The sequence below is a fragment of the Acetobacter cerevisiae genome (assembly GCF_001580535.1).
GTDB classification, from domain to species: Bacteria; Pseudomonadota; Alphaproteobacteria; order Acetobacterales; family Acetobacteraceae; genus Acetobacter; species Acetobacter cerevisiae.
Window position 1 is genome coordinate 22,413 of sequence record NZ_LHZA01000127.1, and the last position, 11,656, is coordinate 34,068.

Below are 11,656 nucleotides of genomic sequence, written 5' to 3' on the forward strand. Positions count from 1 at the left end.
TCCTCATGCGTTTTTCCACCAAGGCCTCAGCTCTTGCAGCCACGGCCCTGATTGCCTCAGCCGTTCTTTCTGCTCCCTCTTTTGCAGCCCCGGCTACGGCCCCGGCAGCAGCTCCTGCCCCGCAGGCCTCAGCTCCCGCAGCTCCCCCGGCAGATCCCAAGGCGGTTGTCGCGACAGTCAACGGTGAGAAAATCACGATTGCGGACGTGCAGGACGCAGTCGGCAACATGCCTGACCAGATGCGTCAGCTACCCCCCAACGTGATCTACCCGATGCTGATCAACCAGCTGGCAGACCAGAAAGCCATCCAGATTGCCGCCCACAAGGATGGCCTGGACAAGTCTGCTGAAGTGAAAAAGATCATGGATGCCGCTGCAGCCAACGCCCTGCAGAACGCCTGGCTCTCCCGCGAAGTCATGCCGCACCTGACCGATGCCGAAATTCAGGCTGACTATCAGCAGAACTACGCTGGCAAGCCGCCGGAACAGGAAGTGCATGCCCGCCATATTCTGGTGAAGACGGAAGCCGAAGCACAGGACGTCATCAAGAAACTCAAAGCTGGTGAAGACTTCGCCAAGCTGGCGGCTCAGGTATCCACCGATACGGGCAGCGCCAAGCAGAATGGCGGCGACCTCGGCTGGTTCAAGAAACAGGACATGATCCCGGCGTTCTCCGATGCCGCTTTCGCCATGAAAAAGGGCGAAATCAGCAGCACCCCGGTCAAGAGCCAGTATGGTTTCCATGTTATTCAGGTGCTCGACACCCGCACGGACCCGATCCCGTCTCTGGATTCCGTCAAGGGCAAGATCCGTCAGTCTCTGATCCAGAAATACGTGCGTGAAGCCGTCGCCAAAGCAACCGCAGGCGTCAAGATCGTGCGTTTTGACCCCACCACAGGCAAGCCGCTGCCGGACGCTCCCGCTCCTGCCGCTGCCCCTGCAAAAAAATAATTTTCACTCCAGACTGACTAGCCCCGCCAGCCTGCTGGCGGGGTTTGCCGCTTCCAAGGACTTCGCGTTATGGCGCACGCTCTCCCCGTCTCCCCCCTCGCTCGGCCTCTTCCGGAACTGAAGGAGGTGCGCGGGGTGCGCCTTGGCGCAGCTGAAGCTGGCATTCGCTACAAAGGCCGGACTGATCTTGTTCTGGCTGAATTTGCACCGGGCACCACGGTGGCCGGTGTCTTTACCCGTTCCAAATGCCCCGGCGCACCGGTTGACTGGTGCCGTGACAGCCTCCCCACAGGGGAAGCCCGCGCCCTCGTGGTCAATGCCGGGAACGCCAATGTTTTCACCGGCCGCGCGGGCCGTGAAACCTGTAAGGCCACGGCTGAGGCAGCCGCCCAGCTTGCTGGCTGCACGCCGCAGACGGTTTACCTCGCCTCCACCGGCGTTATTGGTGAGATTCTGCCGCATGAGCGCATGACGGCGGCCCTCCCGGCCCTGCATGACGCACTCTCTGAAAATGGCTGGGAAGCCGCCGCCCGTGGCATCATGACCACAGATACCTTCCCCAAAGCCGCTGTGCGCACCGCAAAGCTGAACGGCACGGATGTCATTATTCAGGGTATCGCCAAAGGCAGCGGGATGGTCGCGCCAGACATGGCCACCATGCTGGCTTTTGTCGCCACCGATGCCGCCCTGCCTGCCTCTGTTCTGCAAGCCCTGCTGTCCGAAGGGGTCAAAACGACCTTCAACTGCATTACGGTTGATTCGGATACCTCCACCTCGGACATGGTGCTGCTGTTTGCCACCGGTGCTGCTGGCAATGATGAGCTTTCCGCCAGCACGCAGGCCAACGCCGCAGCCCTGACGGATTTCCGTGAGGCCCTGCAGGCCGTGCTGCATGATCTGGCCCAGCTTGTTATTCGTGATGGCGAAGGGGCAACCAAGCTCATGACCATCACCGTAACCGGTGCCGTTTCTGACGACTCCGCCTGGCGCGTCGCCATGGCCATTGGCAATTCTCCGCTGGTGAAAACCGCTGTCGCCGGGGAAGACGCTAACTGGGGCCGTGTCGTGATGGCCGTTGGCAAATGCGGAGAACCGGCAGACCGCGATACGCTGTCCGTCTCCATCGGCGGTGTGTGCATTGCGCGTGAAGGCACTGTTGTGCCCGGCTATGATGAGACGCCGGTTGTGGCCCACATGAAGGGTCATGAAATCGACATCGACGTGGATCTCGGTCTTGGCGATGGCAAAGCCCGCGCATGGAGCTGTGATCTGACCCACGGCTATATTGATATCAATGGATCATACCGGAGCTGACCGCGCTTTATCGCGCTTTAAGGAACAGGCCTGATGTCTTCTTCCGCTTTTCCTCCCGGCTGGGGGCAACCGTCTGGCGCACAAAACGGGGCAGGTTTCCCACAAGGGAATGGTAGCCAGCCTGTCTGGATTTATGCCGGGTTCTGGTGGCGTGTCTGGGCCTTCCTTATCGACAGCATTATCCTCACTGCGATGGATGCCGTTCTGGGATATTTCATCCTGCCGGACTTCAAGGTCCAGTGGGAAGAACTCCCCATCCCTGACAGTTCCGGCCAGACCGTCGATGTGGTGGACATTGCGCAACGCGTGCAGCCTGACACCATTTCCGTGCTCATCCCCCATATTCAGGTCGGTCACTGGCATCTGCCGGGGCTCCTGATGGCGCTGGTGCCGGCCCTGTATTTCATTTTGTTTGAGTCCTCCCGCTTCCGCGCCACACCGGGCAAGCGGTTGTGTCAGCTGGAAGTCACCACCCTGCAGGGTGAGCGCATTTCCATTGCGCGGGCGACTGTGCGGTTCCTGATCAAGGCGTTCATCTCCTTCCCCTTCTTCCACATTGGGGTGCTGATGGTGGCCTTCACGCGCCAGAAACAGGGACTGCATGATCTGATTGCCGGAACGCTGGTCCTTCGCGCGGAAAACAGCCAGATCGTCACGTTCGACCGCCGGATGTAGTCCCCCATCTGGCGGCACATCAGGCCTTCGGCTGCGCACCTTGTTACCGCCAGATTTGCCCCTTACCATTTCTTCACACAGGGGGCCTGTAGTGTGCCCCTTTCCTGACCGACATTTTAAACAAGGATACGGCACGCCATGGCGGCAGAGAGCCTGCACCAGAGCACGACCCGAGCCCTCACGGCTTCTCCACCTTTTTCTCTAGCCAGATTTGCCCTCGGGCTTTGCTTTGTCTGCCTTCTGGTTTTCGGGATTGCGCCCCGGCTGAGCAGCCAGGCTCTGGCCGCTGATACGGCTCCTGCCGCCGCTCCGGCAGCAGGAGCCTCCACAGGGAACCTCAGCCGTCAGGATGCGGAACAGCTCCTCAGCGTTCTGAACGACCCCAAGAAGCGGCAGGATTTCACCAATACCCTGACGCTCATGGCCAAAGGCCTGCCTGTTGCGCAGCCCGCCGCAGCGCCTGCCGCCAAAAAAGACAATCCCACCGCTGTGATTGACAGTGACGTTAATTCCGAACTGGACGGTCTGACGACTGCTATGCGGGGTTACACCCAGAATTTTACGGCGCTGTTCAAGGATTTACGGTCAGTCGGTACGTGGTTCCATCAGCAAATCAGCAATCCGCAGTCTCGTCAGACTCTGATTGATGCGTTCAGTCGCGCCCTGATCATCATGCTAGTGGCTCTTGCTCTGGAACGGGCCACAAGCCTGCTGCTTAAAAAGCCACTGAATTCTGTAACAGCCCACGCCGAAACGCGTGAGCGGAAGCAGGAAGCCGCCGTTGCGGTGGAAAATGTGCAGGCCGCCACCTCCACCCCGGATGGTGACAACACCAAAACCCGTGCCGATGACCAGCGCCGCCGTAATGAGGTGATGCGTTACCTCATCCGGGTTCCTTACAATGCTCTGCATTTCCTGCTCAAGCTGCTGCCCGTCGCGGTCTTCCTGGGCCTGGGTTATCTGGGGGCAGAATTTCTGACCACCACCCAGCAGGCCAGCACCGTCACCATCACGCTGACCAACGCCTATGTGGTGGCCCGCTGCCTGTATCTGCTGGTTGAAACCGCTCTGGCGCCCCGTTCCCCCGCTATTCGTCTGGCTCCTGCCAAAGATGATACGGCACGGATGCTCACCCGCTGGTGGAACGTGCTGGTGGCAGCACCCTCCCTAGTCATCTGTCTTTCTACACTGGGGAGCGAGTTTAATCTGGCTCCGCGTGGTACGGAAGCCATGCTGCGCGCGGTGGTGCTGATCCAGCATCTGATTATTGCCGCGTTCATCTGGCGGGTCCGGCATATTGTGGCCAATGCGCTCCAACCCTCCGACAACATGCGCAAAAAAGCCTTCTGGGCCTTTGTTGGCACAATCGCGCGCTTCTGGTGGATTCCGGTCCTGTTTCTGGATATCGCGCTGTGGTTCGTGTGGGCGGCGCACCTGAAGGGCGGGTATCAGTGGATTCTGCGCGGCACGGGCCTGACCTTTGCCTTTCTGGTCCTGTCCCGTCTGGTAGCCGTGCTGGCCTATGGCATGCAGGACCGTCTGTTTCGGATTAGTGATACGGTTGAGGCGGAATATCCCGGCCTGCAGAAGCGGGCGGACTATTACTACCCGTTCGTGCGGCGTGTGCTGACCATTGTCATTGTGTTCATGACCTGCGTGATCATCGCGCAGAGCTGGGGCCTGCCGAGCTTCCAGTTCTTCTTCCACTCTCCGCTGGGCTCACGTCTGGTCGGGGCGGCTCTCAGTCTGGCCATTGGGGCAACCATTGCCGCCTTGGCATGGGAAGTCATCAATGGTCTGCTGAACAAGCAGATCGACCGTTATACCTCATCCTCTCAGGCCTCCCGCGCGACACGTCTGCGCACGGTGCTGCCCATTATCCGCACCGTACTGCTGGCTATCATCATTATCGTGGTTTCGGTCACCACCCTTTCGCAGATTGGCATTAACGTCACACCGCTGCTGACGGGTGCGGGAATTATGGGTGTGGGTCTGTCCTTCGGTTCCCAGAGTCTGGTGAAGGACGTTATCACCGGCTTCTTCATGCTGGCGGAAGATGCCATTCAGGTCGGCGACTGGGTCACCACCGGGGGCGTTTCCGGCACGGTGGAACATCTGTCCATCCGGACGCTGCGTGTGCGCTCCATTGATGGTGACCTGCACATCATCCCGTTCTCATCCGTCACGTCCATTGCCAACACGGGGCGCGGCTTCAACCAGATTATCGTCAAACAGGTGCTGGATCTGAGCGAAGACTCCGTGAAAGTCGCCAAGCTGATGGCCAGCGTTGTGGCCCAGATGCGGACCGAAGATGCCTTCAGCCACATGATCTTCTCGGATTATGCTGATCTGGGTGTGGATAAGACGGACAGCAACGGCGCTGTGCTGGTCGGTGCCATCAAGACTGCGCCGATGATGAAGTGGAAGGTGCAGCGTGAATTCTACCGTCGTCTGGCCAACCTGATGGTCGAAGCCGGGGTGAAATTCTACACACCGACGTCCTATTACACCACGCCGCCGGGCAACAGCATGCATCTGGCTGTGGACAATGTGCCGGATACCATGACGCCAGCCGCCCATGCGCAGCAGCCTAAGCCTGTTGCCCCTGAGCCTGTGCCTCAGCCCTCCGCTGAAGAAAAAAAGGCGATTGAAGCCGCAGAAAAATCTGACACAGGCCTGCAAAAGCCTGAAGATGAAAGCTCCCCTGCTGCTGCTTTTGGAGAAGGTCCGCCCCATGCCTGACGCCCGCCCACACTCCCTCCCGCCAGCGGCCTTAAAACCGCTGGAAGCCCTTGAAGCGCCGCTTGGTCAGAACGGTTTTGCCTATGAGCAGGCCGCTGCCATCCGCCCGCTGCTGGAGCAATTCGGGATGGAGCGATGGGAGGAATTTGCAGAAAGCTGGAATCATCTGGGAGTTGATCGCTACATGGCGGATGGCGGCCGTTACCGCCGCCGCCGGCATGCGACCTTCACCCTGACAGAAGACCAGATTCTGAGAAAGCCGCATCAGCCGCATTATCAAAGCCGGGATTACAACACCCTTAATGGTGGAATTGAACGCTGGTTCAAGGCCATTACTCCCGCCATAGTGGAGCACCCGGCGCTGCTCGCAGTGCTCCGGCTAACGCAGCATATTGCGGATGATCTGACTCCGCAGACTCAGCGCCCTATGGCCTGGCATGCGGAAGTGCATCAGTTCCGGATTGAAGCAAGCCCGGACTCAGCCGGACGCCCCACCCCGGAAGGGTTACACCGGGACGGCGTGGACTGGGTCTGTGTGATGATGGTGCGCCGGGAAAATATTGCCCGAGGCGAGACGACTATTCATGACCTTAACCGCCAGCCGGTCGGCAGCTTTACGCTGACAGACCCGATGGATACGGCGCTGGTGAATGACAGCCGGGTTTATCATGGTGTGACGCCAGTCAAGCCGGTTGACCCGACCCACCCGGCCTATCGGGACGTTCTGGTCGTCACCCTCCGGCACGAATAAGCCAGAGGCAGGCGGACGTTAATAGCCCGCGTGATACATGGCGTTAAAGCCAAGGGCTGCAAAGCAGAACACGAACACCATCGCGCCAACCATCTGGAAGACTTCCTTGACGGCAACCCCTTCCGGCGGCGGAGGAGCGGAGGGCACGGGAGCCGGTGTCACAGGCAGAACGGGGTCCGCCATAACCGCATGGGTTTCCGCACCCACACCCTCATGCTCTGCCTGTAGACCTGCATCAGGGGTATGAGTCTGTGAGATCACGGACGCATCATGTGATGAATCTGTTCCTGACATGGCGAAACCCCTTCCGTTTTTGCAATGCAGATTTGTAACCCCTACTTATCTGGGTCTCAAGCAGCTCTTCGTCAAGTCTGGGTCTCAAATAAACCCGATCACATTCCCCAGGCGGGCTGGACGGAAAGCCTACAGACAGGCACATGAAAAGATCAGTTTTCAGGAGTGCCCGCCATGAAGCCGCTTTTTGCCTCTGCCCTCATCCCGCTCGGTCTGGCCTTTGCCCTGCCGCTCCCCGCACAGGCCGCAAAGCCCACCGTGCAGGCCCCGGCCACACAGGCGCATTACGAGACGTCAGTTTTTGTGGGACAATGGGCCATTATGGCGATGGACCCGATTATGGTCGCCGCGAACAAGGCAACGGGTCCGGCGGAGCGCCTGCTCGTCACGCTGCCGGAATCCCTGAAGAAAATTGTCGGGCAGGATCACTTCAGCCTCTCCCGCGCCTCCGGCACAGCATGGACCGGGAAGCAGGATGACCTGACGGTCACGTTCAAGCTTGTTTCAGAAAATAGTGCTCAGATTCAGATTACAGGGGAAGGCACCCATAAGCTGGATCTGCCGCTGTATCGGGACAACTAAAAGAGCTTGCCCAAACAAGGCGCGCTCCTGTGCCTGTCCGCTCATAGGCGGTTCAGGCACAAGCAGCCGTTGCGCCTTAGGACGCGCTGTCAGGCGTCCAGTTTTTCAAGAAGTCTTCCAGCGCGGCGTCCGGCTTCCCGATCTTGATTTGCAGCGTCACGTAAAGATTCCCGGCTTCCCGCGAGCCATGAGCCTGCACGCCTTTCCCGCGTAACCGCAGCTTGGTGCCACTGTCGGACTGCGGCGGCACGTTCATCTTAACCGGGCCTGTCGGGGTCGGGACCGTAATGGGACCACCCAGCACGGCTGTTTTCAGGTCCACCGGCAGGGTTTCGGTCAGGTCAAACCCATCACGCGTATAGGTCGGGTCAGCCTGAACATTCACGGTAATCAGCGCATCCCCATCCGGGCCGCCCTGAACACCGGGGCCACCTTTGCCACGCAGGCGCAAGGTCTGGCCGTCTTCAATCCCCGGGGGAATGCGCACATCCAGCGTTGCCCCTTCCGGCAGCGTGATGCGGGATTTCCCACCCGTGACCGAGTCCAGAAAACTGACCTTCAGCGAATAAGACCGGTCAGCCCCTTTGCGCGGCCCGGCAGAACGGCGGCCACGGCCTGTGAACATGCCGCTGAACAGGTCACCCAGATCTTCTTCACTAAAAGCATGGCCCTGCCCTCCGGCATAGCGGAAGCCGCCCGGGCCTGCTCCATAATCGCCGTAGCCGCCACCGCCGCCAAATCCGGGATGACGTTCCTGCCCGGCGGCATCAATTTCGCCCCGGTCAAATCGTGCCCGCTTTTCCGTATCGGAGAGCAGATCATTCGCCTGCCCGATTGCCTTGAACTGTTCTTCGGCAACCTTGTCACCGGGGTTCAGGTCAGGATGGTATTTCTTGGCAAGGTTGCGATAGGCCTTGCGGATCTCATCCTGACTGGCGGTTTTGGAAACCCCCAGAACCTCATAAGGATCACGCACACTCATGCTGCACCTCCCTGAGCTGAAGGAGGATTGGGATCAGTGCCAAAATTCATTGTGTCCAGCAGGCTGATCGGCAGCGCAATCGTCACATCCTGACTGTATCCGGCTTTGTCTGCCTCACTCACAAGCGCCGCAAGGCGGGGTTTGAGAAATGCCTCCGCCGTCATGTTGTCCATAAAGCTTGTCTCTCCACTCATACTGTGCAGACCGCTTCCTGATCGGACCGGCCTGATAATGGTTTCAATATCTTATTCTGATAATGGGAACGCACTGAGGCAGGGTCAATGGACAACGGGGCAGGAGTGGGCTGCACACCTGCCAGACAAACGCTGTCCAGACATTTCTAAAGAAGCGATAGCCTCATGCCCGCAGACTGACTATAAGCCTAAGGGAGAAGATTTAACTGTTTAAGTGGAGAACCAGCAATGTCTGACAAACCGCGTTTTTTTGATGATCTTGCTGGTGTAGCCGGCGGTGCTTTTTCAGCCCTGACCGGCGCGAAAGAAGAGCTTAACGCCATTGTGCGCAGCCGCGTGGATGAAGTGCTGACCAGCCTGCAGGTTGTCCGGCGTGAAGAATTTGAAGTGGTGCGTGAACTCGCCGCCCGTGCGCGTATCGGGCAGGAAGAAGCCGAACGCCGCCTGGCTGCACTGGAAGCCCGTGTGGACGCACTGGAGCAGAAAAGCCACGGCAGCCACACGCACCACACCTCCTGAGCGCAGCGTTTTTCCGCATCACCTTGCAGCCGAGAGTGAGCCATGCCCGCGTTAAGCACAAACACCCCTTCTCCTCCCGTTAATCCGCTGGATCTGATGGAACAGGTCATTTGTGGACACGGCTGGAATTTTGAACGCTGCAACGCAACCGAAATGGCCGTGGAAGCCCCCGGCAAGTGGTGCGATTACGGCATGTTCTTCTCCTGGTCGGCAGAACTTGGGGCCATGCACTTTACCTGCGCCTTTGACCTCAAGGCCCCTCAGCCCCAGCAACGTACGCTGTATGAGCTGATTGGCATGGCCAATGAGCGGATGTGGATTGGCCATTTCAGTCTGGATCAGGAAGACGGTGTTCTGCTGTTCCGGCATGCCCTTCTGCTGCGCGGGACGAGTATCTCTGTCGAAGTGTTTGAAGACATGATCGACATCGCTCTGACAGAGTGTGAACGCTTCTACCCGGCTTTTCAGTTTTTCCTGTGGGGCGGGCAAAGCCCGGCTGATGCTCTGGCCGTTGCCATGCTGGACTGTCAGGGAGAAGCATAATGACGGCTCATACTTCCCCCCTGCCCTCCGTCCTGCTGGTTGGCTGTGGCCAGATGGGTGGCTCCATGCTGGAAGGCTGGCTGGCCCACGGTCTGAAACCTTCCATCGTGCTGGACCGGCATGACCGCACCCTGCCGGCACCCCATAAACTGGCTGCTACGCTGGAGGATGTCCCGGCGGATTTCCAGCCGGATGTCATTATTCTGGCCATCAAGCCCCAGAAGGCAGACCCGGCGCTGGAGGCTATGGCACAGCGCTTCCCTAACGCCACGCTGCTGTCTGTCATGGCAGGCCGCACGGTGGAAAGCCTTACGGAACGTTACAAGCAGGGCAACCCGCAGGCACAGCCGGTGATAATCCGGGCCATGCCCAACACGCCCTGTGCCATTGGTGCAGGTATGAGCGGTCTGTATGCCCCTCCGCACGCCACCGCCACACAGAAAGCGCAGTGTGATGCCCTGCTGCAGGCAGTGGGCGATACGGTCTGGGTTGAGCGCGAAGAGCTGATTGATTCCGTCACCGCCATTTCCGGCAGCGGCCCGGCCTACATTTTCCTGCTGGCCGAACTACTGGAAAAAGCCGGTGTGGAACAGGGCCTCCCTGCCGAGACCGCCCGCATACTGGCACGCAAGACCATTTATGGCGCGGGCGCGCTGCTCAACCAGTCTCCGGCGGATGCCGAAGAGTTGCGCCGCCGCGTGACCAGCCCCGGTGGCACCACGGCGGAGGCCCTGAAAGTCTTCATGGCGCCGGATGCATGGCCCGCTATCGTGCCCCGTGCCGTAGCCGCAGCCGCCAGACGCGCCAAAGAGCTTTCGACCTGATTTACGCGGCCCGACAGGCCGCCTTACTCTCTATTTTCTACGAACAGGCTTCTTCTTATGGACCATGATGACTTTGACGCCGCCCTTCTGAGTGCTGCCATGACACAGGCCGAGCACGGGGGCTGGGCGTCTGTCTCTCTGCTGGATTCCGCTCGGACTGCGGGGCTTGCTTTCCCGCAGACGCGCGAGCGTTTCCCCTGCCGCGCGTCTCTGCTGCTCCGTTTGGGCCGTATGGCAGACGAGTCTGCTCTGGCGGACAACACCACCTTCGGTTCCTCGCGTGAGCGCCTGTTTGATCTGCTGATGCGCCGTCTGGATGTGTTCCAGCAGTACCGGGGCGGGATTCGCGCCGTCATGCGCGCCCTCCCGATGGACCCGCCTCTTGCCCTGCTGCTGGGAGGCGCCACGCTGGAAAGCATGCGCTGGATGGCCGATGCCGCCGGAATTAACGTCGCCGGGCTGGGCGGGCTGGTGCGCATCAATATGGTAGTCGCCATCTGGACGCACACACTCCGCGCATGGGAAAAAGACGATAGCGAAGACATGGGCAGCACCATGGCCGCGCTCGATCAGGCTCTGAACAAAGCCGCCGGTTTCCGCCTGTTCCCTGCTGAGAGTGAACTGAGCGACGGCGGCCTGCCTGATCTGGATTTTGAAGAACCAGAGGCCCCGTCCGCTCCCCTTACCCCTGAAAATTCTCTCTGAGAGACAAAACAGCGCGTTCTCACTCTTTACGAATCCTACTGGTTGGCCTTAATAAGAGCCAACCGCACTTTTGGGGCGTAGCCAAGCGGTAAGGCAGCGGATTTTGATTCCGCCATGCGGAGGTTCGAATCCTCCCGCCCCAGCCATTTTTCTTTAAGATATATAAAATCCGTCTGATCCTCAGGCCTGAATTATTTTCCCTCTCGGGACAATAACGGGCGCTGTATTTTTCTGACATCATTGCTATTGCAGGATCACAAAGTCACCACGGATCTTTTTGCTATGTTGTCTTTTAAAAAACTATCGATTCGGAAAAAAAAATTCTATTCAGGCTGTCGGTCTTCTTCTTTTTTTCTGCTTTTTACTGACAGCCCTCATTCCACCTCTTCAGTCTCCTGATGAGCGAGATCATCTCAAACGCGCTTATTTTCTGAGCCAGGGACAGATTTTTCTGACTGCTCAACCGCATAAATTATCAGGCGGTCCGCTAGACTCTGGCCTTCTGGAGTATCTGAATTTCTCGGAAAAATACCCTTTCCGCCCGGACATCAAGGTCACTAGAGCGTTTTCTGCGCTGAATG

Annotated in this window: 13 protein-coding genes and 1 tRNA gene; 11 read left to right on the forward strand and 3 right to left on the reverse strand. The window is 59.0% G+C overall.

Features of this window, described 5'->3' with window-relative positions; genetic code table 11:
* Positions 1-5: 5 nt before the first annotated feature.
* The 5 genes from AD928_RS04605 to AD928_RS04625 all read left to right on the forward strand — a co-directional run bounded on the left by AD928_RS04605 (position 6) and on the right by AD928_RS04625 (position 6,432).
* Positions 6-950: a peptidylprolyl isomerase gene (locus AD928_RS04605; RefSeq protein WP_062141377.1), complete on the forward strand. Its 945-nt coding sequence runs from the start codon at positions 6-8 to the stop codon at positions 948-950.
* 69 nt (positions 951-1,019) lie between these two features.
* Positions 1,020-2,264: a bifunctional glutamate N-acetyltransferase/amino-acid acetyltransferase ArgJ gene (gene argJ, locus AD928_RS04610; RefSeq protein ID WP_062248644.1), complete on the forward strand. Its 1,245-nt coding sequence runs from the start codon at positions 1,020-1,022 to the stop codon at positions 2,262-2,264.
* Positions 2,265-2,297: 33 nt separating this feature from the next.
* Complete coding sequence (locus AD928_RS04615) at positions 2,298-2,939, forward strand: RDD family protein (protein WP_062248646.1); 642 nt, start codon at positions 2,298-2,300, stop codon at positions 2,937-2,939.
* A gap of 138 nt (positions 2,940-3,077) precedes the next feature.
* Entirely contained in the window at positions 3,078-5,681 is a 2,604-nt protein-coding gene (locus AD928_RS04620) for a mechanosensitive ion channel family protein (RefSeq protein WP_062248647.1), read from the forward strand.
* Entirely contained in the window at positions 5,674-6,432 is a 759-nt protein-coding gene (locus AD928_RS04625; protein WP_062248659.1) for a 2OG-Fe dioxygenase family protein, read from the forward strand. Before AD928_RS04620 ends, AD928_RS04625 begins: the two co-directional genes overlap by 8 nt.
* Positions 6,433-6,450: 18 nt before the next feature.
* On the opposite strand, the gene AD928_RS04630 is transcribed toward AD928_RS04625, so the two are convergent.
* On the reverse strand, positions 6,451-6,693 hold the full coding sequence (locus AD928_RS04630) for a hypothetical protein (RefSeq protein ID WP_156470097.1): 243 nt from the start codon (positions 6,691-6,693) through the stop codon (positions 6,451-6,453).
* 207 nt (positions 6,694-6,900) lie between these two features.
* Here AD928_RS04630 and AD928_RS04635 point away from each other — a divergent pair, with 207 nt between their 5' ends.
* A complete protein-coding gene (locus tag AD928_RS04635; protein WP_062141390.1) occupies positions 6,901-7,308 on the forward strand; it encodes a hypothetical protein in 408 nt (135 codons plus the stop codon).
* A gap of 76 nt (positions 7,309-7,384) precedes the next feature.
* Here AD928_RS04635 and AD928_RS04640 read toward each other — a convergent pair whose 3' ends face one another.
* The gene (locus AD928_RS04640) at positions 7,385-8,290 is read right to left on the reverse strand and encodes a DnaJ C-terminal domain-containing protein (RefSeq protein ID WP_062248648.1); all 906 of its coding nucleotides are present in this window, start codon (positions 8,288-8,290) and stop codon (positions 7,385-7,387) included.
* Positions 8,287-8,484, reverse strand: coding sequence for a hypothetical protein (locus AD928_RS04645; RefSeq protein ID WP_062248650.1), 198 nt, complete (start codon positions 8,482-8,484; stop codon positions 8,287-8,289). Before AD928_RS04645 ends, AD928_RS04640 begins: the two co-directional genes overlap by 4 nt.
* A gap of 228 nt (positions 8,485-8,712) precedes the next feature.
* Here AD928_RS04645 and AD928_RS04650 point away from each other — a divergent pair, with 228 nt between their 5' ends.
* The 5 genes from AD928_RS04650 (at position 8,713) to AD928_RS04670 (ending at position 11,221) form a co-directional block, all read left to right on the forward strand.
* Positions 8,713-9,003 (forward strand): accessory factor UbiK family protein, encoded by a 291-nt coding sequence (locus tag AD928_RS04650; RefSeq protein ID WP_062141393.1) that lies wholly within the window; start codon positions 8,713-8,715, stop codon positions 9,001-9,003.
* Positions 9,004-9,045: 42 nt separating this feature from the next.
* Positions 9,046-9,546, forward strand: a complete 501-nt coding sequence (locus AD928_RS04655; protein ID WP_043550336.1) for a type III secretion system chaperone family protein — start codon at positions 9,046-9,048, stop codon at positions 9,544-9,546.
* Entirely contained in the window at positions 9,546-10,370 is an 825-nt protein-coding gene (gene proC, locus AD928_RS04660; RefSeq protein WP_062248652.1) for a pyrroline-5-carboxylate reductase, read from the forward strand. The genes AD928_RS04655 and proC overlap by 1 nt, the downstream gene beginning before the upstream one ends.
* Positions 10,371-10,427: 57 nt before the next feature.
* Positions 10,428-11,075 carry a hypothetical protein gene (locus AD928_RS04665; RefSeq protein ID WP_062248654.1) on the forward strand — a complete coding sequence of 216 codons (648 nt, stop codon included), beginning with the start codon at positions 10,428-10,430 and terminating at the stop codon, positions 11,073-11,075.
* 71 nt (positions 11,076-11,146) lie between these two features.
* Positions 11,147-11,221, forward strand: a tRNA-Gln gene (locus tag AD928_RS04670).
* Positions 11,222-11,656 lie beyond the last annotated feature (435 nt).